The following is a 20,376-nucleotide window of genomic DNA, read 5'->3' as shown; positions in this document are numbered from 1 at the left end:
GTAAAAGGAGCTTTCTCACCAATAAAAAACTTGATGATAAGGCCAGTTATGTACACTTTGTTTTATTACCCTCGCAATGCCAGTCTCGCTCCACATTTTGTATTAGAAGCACTCAAAGTGCCGTACCAACTAGAACTTGTTGACCGTAAAAAACACGCTCAAAAATCTGCACAATATTTAAGACTCAACCCTACAGGCAGGATCCCCACACTTGTAGATGATGAGTTTGTGCTATTTGAAAGCGGTGCAATATGCTTATATCTTGCAGAGAAACACCCTGAAAGTCAGTTGATACCTACTGACCCTGTGCAAAAAGGTGTTTTTTATCAGTGGTTAATGTACTTTACAACGACAATACAAGCTGAATTAATGATATATTTTTACCCTGAGCGCCATACACAAAGCGCTTTGATGTATGACGATATCATTAAAACCCAGCAAACTCGCCTCACTGACATGTTTACTATTGTGAATAGGCACTTGTCAGGTAAAAACTATGTAGTAAATGAACAATTCACTATCTGTGATTGCTATTTATTTATGCTATGTATTTGGGCCGATGAGTTAAATACACCGCCACTTCAATTTGAATATTTAGCAAAATACCTTCGTGAAATGGCCAAACACCCTGTCATTAAACAGGTTTGCGAAACTGAACAAACTGATTTAAGCCCTTACAAATAAAACCAGTTATCTTTGTATCGGAAATACAAATCTAAAGCCAATTTTACATAATCTAATTTGTCATGTAATTGGCTTTTAATTTACCTCATTATTAGAAGCAGAGTTATTTTAGCAAAACTTTAATCGTTTACTTAACTTTATCTCTCACGCAACTCAACGTATTATAGAATTCAAACTCCCTACCCCACTGCTTATGTACCGCCTTTTAGATAAATATAATCAACTTATAGAAAGCAACACTTTAACTTTCGATCCAGCGCAAGTTACAGCCATTGATGAACTAGACAAGCTTAGCAATCAAATTGAATTTTCGGATCGCACAAAAGGAATTTACCTTTTCGGACCTGTTGGACGAGGGAAGTCCATGCTAATGGACATGTTTTTTGACACTTTGGGGAGTAATCGCAAGCAACGGCTTCACTTCCATCACTTTATGCAAATAATCCACCAGCAGCTTAAAGAGATCCAAGGAAAAAAGAATCCATTAAACGTGATTGCCAAACAATGGGCCAAACACACTAAAGTACTTTGCTTCGACGAATTCTTTGTAAAAGATATAGGTGATGCCATGATACTAGCAGGTCTTTTAGATGCGTTTTTCAAAGCGGGCATTGTATTTGTTGCAACCTCTAATTCGCACCCTAATGAGCTATACAAAAATGGCCTCCAAAGAAGCCGTTTCGAACCGACTATTGATTTAATCTTGGCCCATTGCAAACTGGTCAATATTTGCGGAGAAAATGACCACAGATTTGCAAATGGTTTTTCAGCAAACTTTTTTTTCGAAAATGATGAGTTGGGTTTTTCATCTCTTTTTTCATCACTGGGTGGCTCGGAGAAACTGACCAACATCAATATTGAAAACCGACCTGTAGAGATCTTGGGTGAATGTAAAGCTGGCTTATTAATAGAATTTCTAGCGTTGTGTGCTGAACCGCGTGCAACCCAAGACTATATTCAACTAGCAAAAGACTATGACGTAATTTTCGTTAAAAATATACCCGCAATGGGGTGCTCAGCAGTAGACAGCTCAGTTGTTCAAGGCATAGAAGATGGTTATATGAGAGCGAAGCCTGCATTTGAAGCAAAGCAATTTGATGATGAGGCAAGGCGTTTTATCGCACTTATTGATGAATTTTATGACCGTAAAAAGCTCATTGTTATTTCTTCACTATGTGCCCTAAATAATCTCTATACCGGAGAGTTATTAGCATTTGAATTTGAGCGTACCAAAAGCCGACTGGTAGAAATGCAATCTTGGCAGTTACCTGATACATGAATTTATTAAATAGGCCCATTGTACCCGGAGGCAACGCCTCGGGATAAACATTGGACAATATCTGTCATACTGCATATCGCAGTGGCGAAGTAGGCTATGCGATTGGTGCTGAATACAGACAAACACAGATAACTTATGAAATGGATGCACAGTCTAACGCAGGACTAGAAAATGGTAATGTAGTCAGCTCTTTTGGTGGCGATATGATTGGAGAGCGAGATTACAAAGCGCATATATCGAGATAGATCTGCCTTTATTCGATGAATTAGTCGTCAAAGCTGCGAGCTGTTATGACGAATACAGTCTGCCAGATGCAGGAGAGTTATCAAGTAGCGTCAATGTACGTAGAGTCGCTGGCTTAAATCGATTAGTGGGTGATGCAAGTACTGGCTATTACAATTTAACTAATTGCCCTAACACAACTTGTGATACACAAAACCTACCTGCAACAGCACTGGATACACCTAATTTAAAACCAGAAACATCTGAGCAATTCTCCATCACAGTAAATACAGCCATCACAATTGATTACTGGCACATCGAAATAAAAAACCAAGTTTCGAGAATAGAGCCGCAAGATGTAATTGATTTGAGCCATGCTAACGCGCTAGACAGTTATAACCCTAAGCAAATTTATATTAACAGAGATACCAATGGCCAAATCATCTTTGTTGGTTTTGGCTATATAAATATGGTCGGCGTAGAGACCTCTGGGCTAGATCTAACCTTTAATGCAAGTGCAGACTTTGATGACATGGGAGCTCAGATTTACCTTAGATGGTAGCTATACGTTAAACTATGACAGCCGTGCAAACCCTAATCAGCCTCAGTATGATCGTGTAGGCTATGTAATTCGGGCGCAATACCGAGTTAACTCTCAAATAACCTATATGACCGATGAATATAGTGCCTATATCGCTGCGAGATATCTCGATAGATTTAAAGGCGAAACAAATGAAGACGAAGTGGCTAGTAGAGAGTTGGATGATTATGCATCCGCTACAGAAGTCGATCTGGGATTTAACTATCAAAGCGATAATAACGGCAGTTTTACCATCGGGACGCGAAATATTTTCGATAAAGTCCCCGAAGTGAGGCTAGAAAGGTTCATTGGATTTAATACTGAAAACCACAATACATAAGGCCGAACCATATTTGTTGATTATTCAATTCAGTTTTAAATAAAAAACATCAAATCAATTCTCCCATCAGCAGCCAAGTCTTTTAGCTGGCTGCTTTTTGCATACTTCACTGCTCAGATTGTAATGCTTAAATCTGGTTTAGAAACATTTTATGAACACAAAAAAAGCGAGCTATTTGCTCGCTTCCTTTTAGTGCTGTTAGCTTAAATAACTACTTATCAAGCTTAAGTTTCACGCCTTTCAACCTGCTTCTCACTGAGCTGATTTTACTGCGGTTTTTAACGCGAGCTTCACCACTCGCTTGGTTGCTAGGTCTATTAGTACGAACTTTACGTCTTTGATGGCTCGGTTTTTTACTCAAGTTATCAATTAAGTTTTCACGACTAGCGACTTCATAGCCAGGCAGGTAGTAACGCTTTATCTTTTGGCCAATCAAAGCTTCAATATGCAGTAAAAACTGCTCTTCTTCTCGGCTAACAAATGAGATTGCTTGACCAGAGTTTCCTGCGCGACCCGTACGACCAATTCTGTGTACATAGTCTTCAGGCAGGTATGGTAAATCGTAGTTAACTACGCGAGGTAAGCCTTCAATATCAATGCCTCGGGCCGCTACTTCAGTCGCAACAAGGACGCGAACTTTACCCTCTTTGAACTCTCTGAGCGCACGACGTCTCGCCCCCTGCTTTTTATCACCATGGCAAACAGTCGCAGCAATACCATCGAGCTCCAACTCTTTTACAATTGTGTCTGCATCGTCTTTCATATTGACGAAAACCAGAACTTGCTGCCAATTTTTCTTACCAATAAGCTCAGATAAAAGCTCTTTTTTACGTTGTTGTTCAACTGGATATACCACATGACGTACTGTTTCTGCCGTCGTGTTCTCTGGTGCAGTTTGAACGAGCTTAGGCTCTTTTAGTACTTGTTTGGCAAATTGTTTTACTGCAGATGGGAAAGTTGCTGAGAACAACAATAGCTGTTTGTCTTCTTTCGCAAGGGCAATTACACGCTGCATTTCATCGATAAAACCCATATCCAGCATACGATCAGCTTCATCAAGCACCAAATGCTCGATATTTGCTAAATCAACACTACCTAATCTAACTAAATCTAATAACCTACCCGGTGTAGCAACAACGATATCTGCACCTTGTGCTAATCGTTGGGTTTGACCATCAACGTTCACGCCTCCAAACACAGCAACAGTGCGCAACGCAGTATGCTTTGTGAATGATTCACAATTATTAGCGATTTGCTCTGCAAGCTCTCGAGTCGGTGCTAAAAATAAAGCGCGAGGTGATTTAGTTGACGTACCCTTTAATAGGTTATGGATTACCGGTAAGGCAAAGGCAGCTGTTTTACCTGTACCAGTCTGTGCTGTCGCAAGCACATCATGACCTTTTCTGATCACAGGGATGGCCGCCTGTTGGATCGGTGTGAGCTCTGTAAAGCCAATTTCATCTAAGGCTTTTAATAAAGGCTCTGGAAAACTAAACGATTTAAAATTCATAACGGTAAACCTGCGACCAATACTGAAGGGTCGCAGATTATACGTCAATTATTTGGATTAACAAAGCTTAAGTAGCGTCTCATCCACTAAATTTGCCTTTCCACCAACAATATATTGCTCATCTACCGCATTAATTAACTTTTGGCCTTCTATCTGCTGCTCCTTACTCAGTGGAACATATGGCAGCCTAAATACTGGGCTTACAGCACCTGTCATTATTAAAGCAGTATTGATAGCAATTGGATTGGGCTCACAAAACAACCAACTCATTAATGGTTGTAGATCCTTGTTCAGTGTTTCATTTGGCGTATCCATCAATTGTCTAAATAGTTTAGGTACCAAATTTGATGTCACCGAGATCACACCATGCGATTGAAATTTATGGCGGCCATCATGTGCTTCGTCATCATTGCCTGACCAACACGCAATCCCTTTCGCTTCATAGTGAGCAATTCGCTCATTACCAGCACATTCTTTCATGCCAATAAAGTGTTTATGTTTGGAAAGAGGCTCAATAACATCTGGCGTCAAATCTTGTCCTGTTCGGCCAGGCACGTTGTAGATGAACGCGGGACCAATTTCAAGTACTCGATTAAGGTGCTCCAATACGCCGGCATCAGAAGTGCGACCATAGTATGGGTTTATTTGTAAAGCTGCATCCATACCGGAAGCAAAACCATACTCGGTTGCCTTGATGGCTTCTCGTGTGTTGTTACTACCTGTATTACCAACAATTACCAGCTTGTCTGAAAACTTATTGACACTATGTGCAATAAGCATCAAATGTTCTTCCCAGTTCATGAGTTGACCTTCGCCAGTTGTGCCGCCGACAATAATACCGTCGACACCCGCAGCAATCTGCATCTCTACTAATGCGTCGTACGCTTGTAGATCAATTTCACCTGACATGAGATATGGAGTTTTGATGGCCGTAATTAGGCTAGCTTTTCTTATCGTTTGTATACTTCGCATGCAATTTTTAGATAATTGTTTATATACGACATGTTTTATCACAATTGACTCAGTATGCCGAGGGTAAAAGAGCAAGATTTAGAAAATTTCTTGCTTAAGTGATAAAAATCATACAAACTTAAAACAACTGTATAAATAACCAGTATCACTATGCGATTATCTGAATATTTGAAGTCAAACTTTTATGATGCCAGCGAACTATGCGCATTATTGAAAATTGAACACGACCAACTGCACATGTGGCAAGAAAGTAGCGTCTTTCCAAACGCAAGTTACAGCATTGAAAATCTAATAAAATGTAGCTCATACCTTGGCTTATACGAGTGTATAGAAGTCACTGACTACTACCCTAGAGGTGCGCTTGACTGGGGTCAAATGTTAATGAAACACGCAGTTGAGCATTCTAGTCATGCTTACGAGCTTTTCCAAAACAAATACATAACCACGCTAAAAGCCTGCGCTGATAAAGGTATTGTCAGTGAAGACGACAAATTTGGCGATGATGTAATAGAGCATATTCAGCAAGTATGGCAACAGTTTCTTTGCAGTAAATACGGGGTAATTAGTCAAAATGGGGCTGTAGAAGAAGTCGTTTTTATTGACCTAGGTCGCTCAATCGTTGACTCTTTAACTGACGATAGAACCAGTAATAATATCCCCCCTGAGCATCGCTTATTACTGCATGAAGCACTAAAACTTCTTAATAAAGCCTTAAGTCACAATGCAGCTCACGAACAGCAAGATTCATTAAGATACAAGTATATAGACAGCGTTATTCAAAAGTATGACTTATCTGTGAGGTAGCACATTTTTGTAGTTAGAGTGTAATATTTGATTTATAAACTAAAAGATAGAATAACTAGATTTATCTAAGTTGATATTTTTTTGATTAAAATAAAGCCGCTTTGATTACTCTCAGCGGCTTTATAGTTAAGGGGTAAGCTAAATTAGATTAATCATTTTCTACAGATTGTAACTGCTCGTAATGCGCTCTGTATAATTCAAATCCTTTCAATACCCTCAATTTATCTTCACATAAATTGTCATACCAAGTATCAAATTTATCGTCATCATCTTGTTCACTCAAAACTTGATATTGGGCTAACAACTCAATAATGTCACTGTGTTCGCAACTTAACTCATCTAATTGCTGAGCTAGCGTCGAATGATCCCTATTTTGCAGTTCCGCAATGACACTGTTATCTAATTGTTGTGATTCTTCGCTCACAGTGTTGTCCTCTTTCTCAATCTCGACTCTAGTTATAACAGTCTGATATTGAAGATCCAGTAACAATTTGCTTATTCGTATAATCAATAGACAAAAAGTGTAAAAAAAATTTCAGATAAGCAATTGAAAACCATTCTCAAATAGAATACCATTTGTGACGTTATCACATTTCGTAAGGTTTAAATTTACTATGAAAGCAAATATCCACCCGGATTATCAAGCTGTTGCATTTCATGACACGGCAGTAGACAAGTACTTTATCGTTGGTTCAACTATCAAGTCTGATAGAACTGTTGAAATCGATGGCGTTGAGTACCCATATGTGCCGATCGATGTTTCAAGCGCATCGCACCCATTCTACACTGGTAAACAGAAAATCGTTGCTAGCGATGGTCGTGTTGCTAAGTTCAACCGCCGTTTCAAAAACCTATCTGCTTCAACTAAGTAAGATCTGGTTTTTAATTTACACCACTGCAATAAGCGGTGGTGTAAAACGCCAGCATGGTGTAACAAATATACTAAGGAGCATAAGTTGAAAGTTCTAAGTTCATTAAAAAGCGCAAAAAAAAGACCAGGTTGTCAAGTCGTTAAGCGCCGCGGACGTGTTTTCGTGATTTGTAAAACAAATCCACGATTCAAAGCTGTACAAGGTAATAAGAAGAAAAAACGCTAATTACCTCTATCGCAGTAAGAGCGCTTTTTCAACAAAGTGCTCATTTATCCTCTTACCTCTTTATTTTACTAGTTCATTTATTTTTAGAAAACGCTTAAAAAAAGCGACTTTCGCCGCTTTCTTGGTATTACATTTCTAACGTTTACGTCTTCTGAGCCAAGCCAATGGTAAGCTCAACAATGCTAAAATGCCCAATGAACCCGAATCACCATCCTGATCATCGTCATCATTACCTCTAACATCAATTAAGTTAACCGTGACTTCTGTATAAGTTGATACATTGCCAAATGAATCTTGTGCCCTTACGCCAAAACGAATCACACTTTGAAACTCAAAGTCCAACTCACCTTGAACGACGATATCGCCATTACTGGCAACACTAAACGGCGCATTACCAATCACCATAAATGCATCAACAGGCGATACATCTGGATCTGGATCAAAATACTCTAATTGACCAATGATTGTGCCTAAGGCTGCATTTTCGAGTACTTCAAATGTTTGCCCACTTGGAATTGATGGAACGCGATCAGGGTTCTCCTCATCATCCGGGACATCAATAACTTCAACTTTAACCTCAACATAATCAGATTCATTGCCATCAGTGTCGATTGCCTTAACCACAAAAACAAACATAGATTGTGTCTCAAAATCTATCGAGTCAGTGACTTTGATGTTACCATTTTCATCAATATCAAATGGAACATTCCCTAGAATCGTGAATGAAGCAATCGGTGAGTCATCAGGGTCTGGATCTTCAAACTCCAATACGCCTATTATCGTATCAATCGCTGAGTTTTCTGTAACTTCAAACTTCTGCTCATCTTTAATAACGGGTGCTACATCTTCATCGCCTAACTCGTCCAGTACTTCAACAACCACTTCGGTGTAGTCAGAATAATTACCTAATGAGTCCATCGCGCGAACAAAGAAGCTGTATTGACTTTGCATTTCGTGATCTAGTTCCATAGTGGCGATGATTTCACCGGTAGACTGAATCGTAAAGGGGACTTCATCTAAAATCATGAAACTCTCTACAGGCGATATGTCCGGATCGGGATCCGTAAAGCTAAGTAAGCCAATAGACACCCCGGCTTCATTATTTTCCATGACTTCAAATGTCTGCCCCTGATCAATCACGGGGGCGCGTTCAGGTGCTTCGGCGATGCTTAATGCAAAAGTTGTCTGACTCTCCTGCTCGCCGTCACTGACTGTTAATGTCATATCTGCGGCAAACTCAGTGAATGGTCTTCCCGCTAGTACCCCATCAATAAACGACATGCCAGGCACAGACGGTTCCAGTTGAAGCGAGAGCGCACTGCCTTCTACATCTTCAACCTTGCTATTAAAGTCCACTTCAGCGAGCTCACCGATGAACAGATCAATATCTTCAAGAGGCTCAATAATCGGCGCATCATTAACTGAGTTTACTGTGATGCTAACTGCAAACTGATTTTCAGGAAGCGTATCATTTGTTGGCTCAGGTTGCGTATCTGCGGTCATACCTTGGAATATAAATGTATCATTTCCAAAATAGTTCTCATTAGGCATATACATTACATTCGCATAATCCCCAGACGCCACTTCGGCACCCTGCTCTAGTTTATTTTCACCTAGCATTAGCATACCGTTATCAGGGATCTGCACTATTTCGACAGAAGCGAATGCGCTAGAAAGGTTATCAACAAAAGCGGACCCTATACTCACTTGTGTGTCTTCATCAGTTGAAAAAGTACGTTCAATTTGATTACTTATTGACACTTTGTACGCACTGCGCCCGTGGGTAAATGCAAACAATTCATTACCCTTGATAGCAAGCTTAGCAATGTTAGTATTCGCAAGACCTGTGCCATCAGCCATCCAATTTTGTCCCCCATCAACGGAAACAAATACCCCTAAGTCCGTACCAACAAATAATCTTTGTGTATTTTGTGGGTCTACTGCAATTGTCATCGCAGGAATATTCGGCAGGCCGTTATCACTGGCTTGCCAATTTTGACCGCCATCCGTTGACTTCCATACATGTGTTGCATTGAAATTTGATACAGTGGCATAGATAACTTGATTATCGGTAGGGTCAAATGCCAGAGAGCTGATCGTTACACCTGATTCTGGTGTTGCGGTTGTCCATGTCGAAGTAGATGTAGCTTGGTCAGCTTGGTAAGACACGTAAATAGATCCGCCATTTGTACCAGCAGCAACTGCGGTTTCAGTATTTGGCGCTATTGCGATTGAGTAAACTGAGCCATTCAACGCGCTGGATGCCGCTGACCAATTTGCAGCTTGATCATCTGTGCGCCAAAGCTGGCTGCCACCGATCCATAAAACTTGTGAGTTAGAGGGTGCCATTTCAAAACGTGTGATAAATGGGAAGCCACTATCACCAGATATTCCATTTACCGAGCTAGCGAAGCTTTGTCCGCCGTCAGTTGATTTACGTAATGATAAACCTGTAGTTTCTGCAAAAAGAATATTGGGATCAGTCGGATCTATCGCAGTCCAACCTCCATCACCGCCTAATATTTCAACCCAACTATTAAAGCCGCCATCTTCACCAACCAGTGTACCGTTATCCTGTGTACCTCCAAAGTAGCTGGTACCACTTGGTTTAACCGTGCCATGATAAAACTGTGTCACTGCATAACCATTATTCAGTGTTGACCAACTCACGCGCTGGCTCGCATCCGCATTCGCATTACCGCACACTTCATCAATCGTTAAGCGCCCACCAAGGGCATTGTCTGTTCTTTGTATACCACCATCATTGGCCACGAATAAGGTCGTATTATTTATCCCATCATAATCTGGGTGGAATACAAACTCATGGTGATCTGCATGGGCATATTGAGGATTTGTGGGGCTTAGCCACCAAATACTGGCAGGCACAAATGTTTGACCGCCATCATCTGAGCGGAATGTATCTATACCCCCAGTCCAAACTACATCAGGATTAATAGGGTCAACAGCAATTATATTATCGTACCAGCCCTGATTAAACGATTGAGCAGTGCCACCTGTACACAAGTCCAACAACCCAAAATAAGGGTTACTAAGCAGCACACTTGTAAACCTATCAGCTGTATCTCTTGTTACCGTCGTTACCCAAGTAACCCCCATATCGGTAGACTTGTAGACTGCATCCATTGCATGATCATTGCGATTCGCTGCCAGAGCATAAATAATATTGTTATCTGACGGGGCCACCGCAATCGTTGTTCTACCTTGATTAGTACCAGCAATCACCTGCGTCCAACTCTCTGCTGCATCAGCACTCCTGTGCACGCCTCCGGTACTAAATGAACCGCATGCAGTCAGCAAAACATCGGTGTTGGACTGAGATATAAGCTTGAGATCTGTACAGCCGACTGGTGCACCTTGTGGTACAAACTTCGTTTCCCAGCTAGCCCCACCATCTGAAGACTTGTGAACCCCCGAACGCGTCGCTGCATAGAGCGTATTGGCATTATTTGGACTAAAAACAATTTTATTTACATATTGAAAATCTGTATTGCTTGCAGTGCTAGACATTTGAGTCCAAGTAGCACCGGCGTCTTCAGATTTGAAAATACCGTCACCACGGAGCGCATCAAAATTGAATAGGCCTTCACCTGTTCCCGCATATAAAATATCTGAATTACTTGGGTCAAATGTCAGAGTGGTAACAGCGAGGTTGGTAGCCAAATCACTTAAAGGCTGCCATGATGCGCCCGCATCTGTTGTTTTCCAGACCCCACCAGCGACCCCAGCTGTATACATAATATCATGATTGGTAGGATGGATAATTAAAGTTCGTGTGCGTCCACCAATATTTCCAGGTCCAAGTTCCTGCCACTGCCCTAGCTCTTGATTTTGTCCATCCGGCGCATTCAATTGAGGCGTATAGTCAGCAATAACACTATTTGAAGGTATAGAAAAGTGTGTCATTTGCTTAATTTGCTTCAGTGCCTCTGAATACTTTTCTACAGGGAGTGTCGTTTCACCTACAGGAAGCCTTTGAAGAACATAAAACTCTTGTGCCTCTTTGGGTTTATCATATCGTTTAGGTGACTGTGATTTAGCTTGCGCTTTTTTCTCTAGAAATTCTGCTTTACGCTCGTAAGGCGTTAATGTTTGCGCTTGCAGCGCGAGATAAGCTGCTCCGCCAAGTGCAATCGCGACAGCAACACTAACAGGATGAAGAAGTCTCATTGATTTATCCCTTTTCACATTTTAATGATTAGAGTGCCTATCAAAGCAAGAGGCCGAGACTTCTTAAATATAACCTCATGTGATAACTCAACTAAGCTAGATTTCTCATTCAACATGCCTCAGTGAGTCAATATCACTACATTTAACATCGTTCTTTTCAGATAGGTATCCGACTAGAGTGTAGTAATAAACAGCCATTAAACCATAAAAAGTTTACTAAGACGCTCACTTGATTATCAACGGCAGAAGAAAAATCAACACAGGTCATTGCTTCTGTTGATTTTTATATTAAAAGTAGATGGAAGAAGGGAGCTTTATCGTTCAAGCTCAACACCTGATTTTCTTCGACTAGCTGCCAAAAAGAAGCTGCCAAATACTCGGTGGCTCATGTAATTTGTGGTACTCCTCTCTGAGGGTATCGATTTCAAGTAAAACTTCACGAGCTCGACTCGATTGCGCGTTTTTAGCAAGTGCTATGGCTTTTTCTGCAAGCCTAATAGTGCGATTTAAGCCTTCGATCGACTTTGCTTTCTTATCTTCATTAAAGCGCTGTTCCTTGGCCTGTTCAACCAATGCTATAAATTTATCTAAATGCGCTATCATGGCGTCTTGCTGTTGTGCTTTGATAGCCAATTTATACTCATGACCCATTTTTTTCATAAGTCGATTAAGCTCACTTGTCTGCGAGCACACTGCAAAGCTAAAAAACAGTAGAACAACAAGAATAAACTTCATAACACTCCCCTTAAAGTTTGGGCTAGTATATATAAATCAGCTTTGCATTCAAGGTAAAAAATGAGCGATGAAAAATATGATTTTTTCGATTAAAAAAGTTTTAATATTCATCGTGTTAGTTAACGCTTTTTGTTTACCTGTAACACAAGCACTTGAACAAAAAACACGCCAGCCTCTTAAGGTCACTTTTGTAAATCCCGGATCAAGTGGACTCAACCCCACAGGCAACTTTTGGTTAAACGTTTCAAAAGTTATGAACGCTGTGGCACAAGATACCAATATTGACCTCAATATCTTATACGCCGAACGCAACCATATATTAATGAAGCAACTAACGAAGCAAGCTCTAGAATCAGATACAGACTACATTATACTGGTTGATGAAAAACGCGTTATTACTGAAGTTTTACTCAACTCAACAAAAACGCATCCAAACATCTTGTTTTTGTTAAACAGTCCTACACAGCTCGAAATCAACAGGCTGAGTGCTAAAGGCTTCGGAATTAAAGGGGCAATATTGCCTGATAATTACCAAGCAGGAAAAGCATTGGCTAGAGAGTTAGTTCAACTAACTCAGTCTCCTGTCAGTGGTACCGAATCACGCTCGATGTTAGCTTTTCTTGGAGACGTGGCTACAAATGCTGCGCTTGAGCGAGAACAAGGATTACTAAGCTACACGAATCGACTCTCTCACATCAAAGTGATTGATAAAGTCGACGCTCAATGGTCAAAGAAAAGAGCGCATGAGTTAGCGAGAGGTTTGTTACGAAGGTATCGCGAAGTCGAGTTGATCTGGTGTGCCAATGATGCGATTGCCTATGGAGTTAATCAGGCAGCTATCGAATTGGGGGTCAGAGAAAAATTAAAAATTGGTGGTATAAATTGGGATCATGGACATGAAGACAAATTAGATGTCTCTATTGGAGGTCATGTACTCTTGGGTGGCTACTTGCTCATTGAGCTTAAAAAGTATCAGTACGGTCTAGTCAACTATATTGGTACACAGAAAGTAGCAATATTTAGGCCCTACAACCATACTTTTGAGGCAATTTACAAAGCAATACATGACGATAACCTAAATCAAATAGACTTTTCACAATTTGTCAATCAAAAGAAAAACTACACAATTATGACACTAAACGAAGAATTAAATTTTTGACCTTTTTTTAGCCAATCTTACACAATTTTATCTAGCACCCCCATATTAATTAAATTTTCATTTCAAATTAAGTTTTGGTTATAGAAATATTAACCATTTATTTTTTGAGAGTATTTTTTGTACTATTGACAGCTTTTGTAATACCTGTTTTAGTTAAATTGGTTAACAACATGTAACTAGGACAAACAAAATGAAACATAACATTCTAACAAGCACGAAATACACTTTACTTGCCCTTGGCGTTGCGTCTGCGCTTGGTGCTGCGACTGCACATGCAGCAACATCTGAACGCATGATCGTCACATTAAAAGAAGAATCTATGGCAAATGCATTTCCAGTCGCATTGTCAGAAGCAGAGTTAGTAGATTATAAATCACAGTCTTTAAGCTTGTTTGCGAACAACATCAACGCTCAAGCGATTAAAACACTACCAAGCATAAACGCGGTAGTTATGGAGCTAACTCCAGAGCAATTATCATCACTTGAAAAAGATGGTAACGTCGTTACTGTAGAAGTCGATCCAAAACGCTACGTACCAGAGCTTATCGATGCAGAAATCGCGCCTTTTGCTGAGTCAACACCATATGGTATTGACATGGTTCAGGCAAAATTAGTAAGCGATGCAGCAGCTGCTAACCGTAAAGTGTGTATCATGGATACAGGTTACATGCGCAGCCACGAAGACCTAGTTAGCGCTGGCGTTACAGGTGACGACGGTTACGGCTCAAATGATACGGGTCTTTGGCATAACGATGGTCACGGGCACGGTACCCACGTTGCAGGTACTATCGCTGCGCTAGGTGGCAATGGTACTGGTGTGGTTGGTGTGAATGCATCAGGTAATCTTAAACTACACATCGTTAAAGTATTTAATGACTCAGGACGCTGGGCTTACGGCTCAGATCTAATTGAAGCAATTAATCAGTGTGAAACCGCTGGTGCACACATCACTAGCATGAGCTTAGGCGGTAGTGGCAGCTCAACAGCAGAACGCAATGCATTCGACCAAAGTTATCAGCGCGGCATGCTTCACATTGCTGCAGCGGGTAACGGTGGTAACAGCTCTCTAAGTTATCCAGCATCTTATGACAATGTTGTTTCTGTAGCCGCAGTAGATAGCTCAGAAAATAAAGCGTCATTCTCACAGTACAACAGCCAAGTTGAAATTGCAGGCCCTGGTGTTGGCGTAAACTCAACATGGAACAACGGCGGTTACAGAAGTATCAGTGGTACGTCAATGGCGACACCACATGTTTCTGGTGTAGCTGCGCTAGTATGGAGTAACTACCCTACTTGTTCAAATGCCGAAATCCGCGCTGCTCTTAATGCCAGTGCAAAAGATAAAGGCGCAGCTGGTCGTGATACTTCATACGGTCACGGTATTGTCCAAGCAAAAGCGGCTTACGACTATCTAGCTCAAAGCTGTGGTGGCGGTGGCGACCCAGTTCCAGTAGCTGACTTCTCGTTCTCGACAAGCGGTTTAACTGCAACCTTCTCAAATGCATCGACTGCAGGTACTTACAATTGGACGTTTGGTGATGGGAACGGTAGTTCACAAACTTCACCTACGCACACTTATGCTCAAGCAGGTACTTATAGCGTAACACTTAAAGTAACCAATTCAGCGGGTGACTTTGATTCAATCGTTAAGCAAGTAACTGTAGAGGATGCTGTAACACCTCCTGGTTGTACAGGTCTTAGCGAGTGGAGCGCATCGACATTCTACCGTGTTGGTGACCGTGTCTCTTATAAAGGTTATGAATACAAATCAACTTGGTGGTCACGTGGTGCAGAGCCAACAGTATTCACAAACGTATGGAGCAAAGTTGGTAAGTGTAACTAATTTTTCTCTTAAAGAGAGAATATAACACTCGTGAACAAGATAACCCCAACGCAAATCCACTGTGTTGGGGTTAATTTTTCTTTAAATAAATAAACACCAATTAGCCCAGCTCCGATGATCCCGATAGCGCGTTTGAGCGCTTCTAAAATACCCGGTTGAATGTTTTGCAGCGCGATAAATTGAAAGGTAACAGCCATTGAAAAGCAAACCGCAGCTGCAACCCAAGTTGGCATAAACCGACGAATGTCTTTTAAATCTAGCGTGGGCCTGTACAACACAGAATTAAGCACCAGCACAATAAAAGTCACATATAGAATATGAAAGTCGACATCGCTATGTAGTAATGCCTGTTTATCAAAAACAATACAGAGCCCCCAACAAAAGGATGTAACGACAATATAACCCGATCCTGGTTCACGAATAGCAAAACGACCTCCTTGAAGAATGAATGAGGCGATAACAAGTATTGTAACAGCTACGAGCTCCACATATTTCAGTGCCTCACCCAAATACAGCCAAGCAACTGCGCCAGAAATGACGGGAGTAAGGCATAACATCGGCAACATCAGCGCAACTTTTCCAACAGCCAATGCGCGAATAAAACATACACTGCCAATCCCTGCTAAAACCCCACTGAGTGTTGCCGGGGCAAAGTAATTGAGTTGAGGGAACTCCCTACTGGCAACAGTCCAATAGATAAAATAAGCAGGTAAAACCAGCGCACTAAAAACAACAGACATCATCGGGGCGCTAAAATGAGCAGACAATCTTTTACGGGTGTAGTCGAACCCCACCCAACAAAAGGCACTTAAAATGGCAAATTCCATATACTACCTAACAATTATTCAACGCTATTTGCGTTTGTGCTTTCATGTATGAGTTAATTTTCGGATGGTCAGGGCGCCACCCAGATAAAAATCGATAAAAATCAGCCCATATGAAACTCCAACAACTGCGCCACTCAGTCTCAAGGGCTTCGCTATCTATGGGTGAATTCAACGACTTTAATGCCTGCTTTAATGTGCAAAAATAATAGTCTAACAAACTGGAAGCATTTCTTTCCATCTGTCGCTCATCTAATACTGTTGTAAACAGCAGCATTACATCACTGAGACCGTTTCCCAAACCTACATGTTGAAAATCATAGCCAATAACTTGCAATTCATTAAATGCAAAATTAGCCAGTTTGGCATCTCCATGTATGAGCGTTTTGTAGCGAGTATTATTCAACGTTTTATCGATTATATATGCTGCTTGTTTTAAAGGTGACATAGGCATTTTTGTAAACTCATCGGGTCGAGTTCCAAGATGCCAATAATTTCCAAAGCCTAGCACTCTAAAATGCTTAGTGTTTAAATTCTCCCCTACCCAATTAGCATGAAATGAAGCGAGCCAACTAAGCATCGCTTTGATGTGTGTATTTGAGGCCAGCTCTATGTTGCTAAAGCCATTTTGCTCGAAGTCTTCCAATAAAGTAACGAAAGTGCCATCAGACTCTATTAATTCTAACGCTTTTGGAGCTAAGCAAACATCTGGCAATGCCTTTGCGAACTGGCTGTAAAAATATTGCTCTTTTACATAACTGTTCACTTTTCTTTTTAAAGAAAACGCCGTTTGTTGAATATTAATATGGGCCAAATCTTCCGGCACTTGGCAGATTTTAACTGCATATTTCTTATTGCCGACTTGAAATTTTTCCAGCGTACCACAGCCATTCCACAGGGCCTTAGTATCAATACTGTCTTTGTTGAGAGAATTTAGATAGTGCGTGTAAAGAGGATGCTGCATAAAAAACCGTTCATTTTTTTATGCAGTGTAAACGAAACGCCCGCTTATATAAATAAACGGGCATATGATTAAATAATTATTGATTTACAGCTGATTTAAGCAACTCAGTCTCTTTTGAGTCATCAATCAAATTTAAATCAAAGTCGAACTCATCTACTCTAATCGCTACTTCACGTTTGCGGTTATAATCGACCAACTTGACATATTCTTGCTCGTTGACAACATTACCAACAAACGCATTATTGAGCGTGTCACTAAATGTAACCCCTGCTTTAATTTCACGCTTTTTAAGCGCTCTTTTTACCTTAGCCAATGAATCTAAACAACTCATTTTCGCTTTATAAGCTTGTTCATTGATATGATGGCCATCACCTTCTGTTGGCTTAACCAAATGTGTTAACTGTTGTTTGAAGTCAGTATCAAACTGTGCAGCTTTTGCCAGCTCTCTGATCATATCGTCGCTTATTTGTGGCATGCGATGCGTAAAGTTCATTGTTGCAAAACGCATAAAGCGTCGTGCTGCCTTATTAGGGAAGTTATCTAAAAATTTATGTAACGCATTCTCAGCTTCAATTAACGCATAGCGGGTCGCATAGTGAAAATAAGGTGCTGCCTGCGCCCTATCTTGCTCAGACACTTTTTGCTCATAATATCTAATTGATGCCATCGCAGCATAGACAAAGCTCATTACATCACCCAATCTCGCAGACAGTAGTTCAGCTTGTTTTAACTTGCCGCCAAGGACCAACAAAGAAAAATCAGCATATACCGCAAGCTTTGATGCAAGTTGCTGAGCCGCTTTTTCGTATCGTATTACTTCAGGTAAACGTGAGGTACCAGAAGCTAAAAACGGAAACAAACCAAGCTTGAAAGCGCGAAGTCCGTTACCTATGCTGTACCCAACTGTTTTTCTGAGGATTTTATTGAATTCTTTGTCCGCATTAGGTTGCTCACTATGAATGGATTCAACCATCGATTGTAGATATGGGTGACAACGCATCACACCTTGACCGAATATCATTAAATTTCGCGTAAGGATATTTGCCCCTTCAACCGTAATTGCTATAGGCTGCGCAACATAGCCGCTTGCCAACGTATTTTGCGGCCCTGTTTGAATCGCTTTACCAGCCAAAATATCCATCGCAGAATCAAGTACATCTCTGCCAAGCTCTGTCATGTGGTATTTAGCAATCGCGGTAACGACCGATGGTTTTAAACCCATACCCAAGCCTTCAGTCGTTAAGACACGCATGGATTCTTGTAAATATGCTTTACCAGCGATATCAGCTAACTTTTCTTGGATCCCTTCAAACTGACCAATAGCCAGTCCAAATTGCTCACGTACAGCCGCATACTCAGATGCAGATTTAAGCGCAACTTGACTTGTCGATACACCCAATGCAGGCAATGAGATGCCTCGACCTGCACCTAAACAACTAACAAGCATTTGCCAACCACGGCCGATATTTTTTTGGCCACCAATGATAAAGTCCATTGGGATAAATACTTTGTTGCCACGAGTGGTGCCATTATAGAAGCGTATGCCCATAGGGTCATGACGGTTGCCAAGTTCAACACCAGGGTGAGATTTAGGGATTAAAGCACACGTGATCCCCAATGACTCCTTACCACCAAGTAAGCCATTAGGGTCGAACACCTTAAATGCCAAACCAAGTACAGTGGCAATTGGTGCTAAAGTGATATAACGCTTATCCCAAGTAACTTCAAGACCTAAAACCTCTTTCCCCTCAAACATCCCCTTGGTAACAATGCCTTGGTCTGGAATACCACCTGCATCAGATCCTGCTTCAGGGCTGGTAAGCGCGAAACATGGAATTTCACGTCCGTTTGCAAGTCTAGGCAAATAATGCGCTTGCTGCTCAGGTGTACCGTAGTGGAGAAGTAACTCACCAGGCCCTAGAGAGTTTGGTACCATAACAGTTACAGCTACGGCTGATGATTTAGTGGCAATGGTCCCAACAATCGTTGAATTTGCGTATGGACTAAATTCTAAACCGCCATACTGCTTTGGGATGATCAGAGAGAAAAACCTTTCTTTCTTGAGGAATTCTAAAATATGTTCAGGCAGATGCTTCGAGTTTTGAATATGGTTCTCATCGATCATTGCCATCAACTCTTGAACTGGGCCATCTAAAAATGCCTGTTCTTCTGCCGATAGCTTGGATTCTGTCACTGCTCGTAATGCAGAAAAATCTGGCTTTCCTTGATAGACAGAACCTTCCAGCCATACATCTCCCGCATCGAGTGCTTCTTGTTCAGTAACTGAAATGCTTGGCAAAATTTTTCTTAGTTGTGTTCTTAAACTCATAATTAACTCATCCGACCAGATAGATATACCTACATTACGGCATAAAAATCAATTTAGATCAATTGCTCAAATGAAATAAATAACTAATTTTTTACAATGGACGCCAATATCGCTTCAAAACCTTACAAGAATTAATAGCTTACACGTGTACGCTGAATTTATATTTTTTTTGCATGAATAAGCATAAATTTGAAAAGATAAATTATAAATACTAAAAAATAGCATAATTTGCATTGGTGATTGCTATAAGTGCCTGCGGGCAAATTGAAATTTCTAACCCCCTCCTGCCACCACTCACATATATTTCTTCATACTTTTCTGCACTTTTATGCACCAAAATAGGAATTCGCTTTTTATGGGCAAAGGGGCTAATCCCTCCAAGCAGATACCCGGTTGCAGTTTGTGCACTATTTTTATCAGCCATTTGGGCTTTTTTGCCCGCTGCAGACTTGGCAAATAGTTTTAAATCGACTTGCTGAGTAGCGGGCGTGACACCAACAAATAATTGACCATCTACGTCAATTACCAATGTTTTGAATACTTTATTTTCATCAAGATTTAATTTAGTAGCTGCCTCTTGTGCGTAATTCAGGGAATTTGGATCATGTTTAAATTTTAAAACTTGAAAGTTCACTTTACTTTTTTTTAGTAAGTTAATTGCTGGAGTCATAAAAATCCCTATTTTTCATACATATAGACATTGGTAAGCATAACGTCTTTTGTGCTGAACTATCTTTATCAGTACCGAGTTGTTGATGCTCTACTTTTTGTCATCTACTCGTCAAAATTGTACTAAATTATGCTCGACATTACGCCATTGTCGACTAAAGTAGTATGTATCAGCAT

At 40.7% G+C, this 20,376-nt stretch carries 19 protein-coding genes; 10 read left to right on the top strand and 9 right to left on the bottom strand.

What is annotated here, in order from left to right; translation table 11 throughout:
- Positions 1-48: 48 nt before the first annotated feature.
- The 5 genes from N473_RS16985 (at position 49) to N473_RS16965 (ending at position 3,105) form a co-directional block, all read left to right on the top strand.
- Positions 49-684 carry a glutathione S-transferase family protein gene (locus N473_RS16985; protein WP_063369009.1) on the top strand — a complete coding sequence of 212 codons (636 nt, stop codon included), beginning with the start codon at positions 49-51 and terminating at the stop codon, positions 682-684.
- Between the two features lie 193 nt (positions 685-877).
- Entirely contained in the window at positions 878-1,963 is a 1,086-nt protein-coding gene (gene zapE / locus N473_RS16980; protein WP_063368961.1) for a cell division protein ZapE, read from the top strand.
- Positions 1,964-2,013: 50 nt separating this feature from the next.
- A complete protein-coding gene (locus N473_RS16975) occupies positions 2,014-2,208 on the top strand; it encodes a hypothetical protein (RefSeq protein WP_063368960.1) in 195 nt (64 codons plus the stop codon).
- The gene (locus N473_RS16970) at positions 2,199-2,747 is read left to right on the top strand and encodes a TonB-dependent receptor domain-containing protein (protein ID WP_155735646.1); all 549 of its coding nucleotides are present in this window, start codon (positions 2,199-2,201) and stop codon (positions 2,745-2,747) included. Before N473_RS16975 ends, N473_RS16970 begins: the two co-directional genes overlap by 10 nt.
- On the top strand, positions 2,713-3,105 hold the full coding sequence (locus tag N473_RS16965; RefSeq protein ID WP_063368958.1) for a hypothetical protein: 393 nt from the start codon (positions 2,713-2,715) through the stop codon (positions 3,103-3,105). Before N473_RS16970 ends, N473_RS16965 begins: the two co-directional genes overlap by 35 nt.
- Before the next feature lie 211 nt (positions 3,106-3,316).
- On the opposite strand, the gene N473_RS16960 is transcribed toward N473_RS16965, so the two are convergent.
- Both N473_RS16960 and dapA read right to left on the bottom strand, forming a co-directional pair.
- Positions 3,317-4,615 (bottom strand): DEAD/DEAH box helicase, encoded by a 1,299-nt coding sequence (locus tag N473_RS16960; RefSeq protein ID WP_063368957.1) that lies wholly within the window; start codon positions 4,613-4,615, stop codon positions 3,317-3,319.
- Positions 4,616-4,672: 57 nt separating this feature from the next.
- The gene (dapA, locus tag N473_RS16955; RefSeq protein ID WP_063369008.1) at positions 4,673-5,587 is read right to left on the bottom strand and encodes a 4-hydroxy-tetrahydrodipicolinate synthase; all 915 of its coding nucleotides are present in this window, start codon (positions 5,585-5,587) and stop codon (positions 4,673-4,675) included.
- Between the two features lie 150 nt (positions 5,588-5,737).
- Here dapA and N473_RS16950 point away from each other — a divergent pair, with 150 nt between their 5' ends.
- Positions 5,738-6,391 carry a DUF6058 family natural product biosynthesis protein gene (locus N473_RS16950; protein ID WP_063368956.1) on the top strand — a complete coding sequence of 218 codons (654 nt, stop codon included), beginning with the start codon at positions 5,738-5,740 and terminating at the stop codon, positions 6,389-6,391.
- 148 nt (positions 6,392-6,539) lie between these two features.
- Here N473_RS16950 and N473_RS16945 read toward each other — a convergent pair whose 3' ends face one another.
- Positions 6,540-6,815 carry a hypothetical protein gene (locus N473_RS16945; protein WP_039610317.1) on the bottom strand — a complete coding sequence of 92 codons (276 nt, stop codon included), beginning with the start codon at positions 6,813-6,815 and terminating at the stop codon, positions 6,540-6,542.
- Positions 6,816-7,005: 190 nt separating this feature from the next.
- Here N473_RS16945 and N473_RS16940 point away from each other — a divergent pair, with 190 nt between their 5' ends.
- A complete protein-coding gene (locus tag N473_RS16940) occupies positions 7,006-7,263 on the top strand; it encodes a type B 50S ribosomal protein L31 (protein WP_039610316.1) in 258 nt (85 codons plus the stop codon).
- An 84-nt stretch (positions 7,264-7,347) separates the two neighbouring features.
- On the top strand, positions 7,348-7,488 hold the full coding sequence (gene ykgO / locus N473_RS25990) for a type B 50S ribosomal protein L36 (RefSeq protein ID WP_080760261.1): 141 nt from the start codon (positions 7,348-7,350) through the stop codon (positions 7,486-7,488).
- A 135-nt stretch (positions 7,489-7,623) separates the two neighbouring features.
- On the opposite strand, the gene N473_RS16935 is transcribed toward ykgO, so the two are convergent.
- Both N473_RS16935 and N473_RS16930 read right to left on the bottom strand, forming a co-directional pair.
- A complete protein-coding gene (locus tag N473_RS16935; protein ID WP_063368955.1) occupies positions 7,624-11,676 on the bottom strand; it encodes a rhombosortase-dependent cadherin domain-containing protein in 4,053 nt (1,350 codons plus the stop codon).
- Between the two features lie 348 nt (positions 11,677-12,024).
- Entirely contained in the window at positions 12,025-12,411 is a 387-nt protein-coding gene (locus N473_RS16930) for a cytochrome b562 (protein WP_063368954.1), read from the bottom strand.
- 67 nt (positions 12,412-12,478) lie between these two features.
- Between N473_RS16930 and N473_RS16925 the strand changes: the two genes are divergently transcribed.
- Positions 12,479-13,570 (top strand): ABC transporter substrate-binding protein, encoded by a 1,092-nt coding sequence (locus N473_RS16925; protein WP_081221240.1) that lies wholly within the window; start codon positions 12,479-12,481, stop codon positions 13,568-13,570.
- Positions 13,571-13,760: 190 nt separating this feature from the next.
- Entirely contained in the window at positions 13,761-15,413 is a 1,653-nt protein-coding gene (locus N473_RS16920) for a S8 family serine peptidase (RefSeq protein ID WP_063368953.1), read from the top strand.
- 8 nt (positions 15,414-15,421) lie between these two features.
- Here N473_RS16920 and N473_RS16915 read toward each other — a convergent pair whose 3' ends face one another.
- From N473_RS16915 to ybaK, 4 genes are all read right to left on the bottom strand, one after another.
- Positions 15,422-16,240, bottom strand: coding sequence for an SMR family transporter (locus tag N473_RS16915; RefSeq protein WP_063368952.1), 819 nt, complete (start codon positions 16,238-16,240; stop codon positions 15,422-15,424).
- A gap of 7 nt (positions 16,241-16,247) precedes the next feature.
- Positions 16,248-17,201 carry a DUF1679 domain-containing protein gene (locus N473_RS16910; RefSeq protein WP_063368951.1) on the bottom strand — a complete coding sequence of 318 codons (954 nt, stop codon included), beginning with the start codon at positions 17,199-17,201 and terminating at the stop codon, positions 16,248-16,250.
- A 76-nt stretch (positions 17,202-17,277) separates the two neighbouring features.
- Complete coding sequence (locus N473_RS16905) at positions 17,278-19,530, bottom strand: acyl-CoA dehydrogenase (protein ID WP_063368950.1); 2,253 nt, start codon at positions 19,528-19,530, stop codon at positions 17,278-17,280.
- A 211-nt stretch (positions 19,531-19,741) separates the two neighbouring features.
- Entirely contained in the window at positions 19,742-20,200 is a 459-nt protein-coding gene (gene ybaK / locus N473_RS16900) for a Cys-tRNA(Pro) deacylase (protein WP_063368949.1), read from the bottom strand.
- Between the last annotated feature and the right edge of the window lie 176 nt (positions 20,201-20,376).

This window comes from Pseudoalteromonas luteoviolacea CPMOR-1 (assembly GCF_001625685.1).
GTDB lineage: Bacteria > Pseudomonadota > Gammaproteobacteria > Enterobacterales > Alteromonadaceae > Pseudoalteromonas > Pseudoalteromonas luteoviolacea_K.
This window is presented reverse-complemented; position numbering and strand designations above follow the sequence as displayed.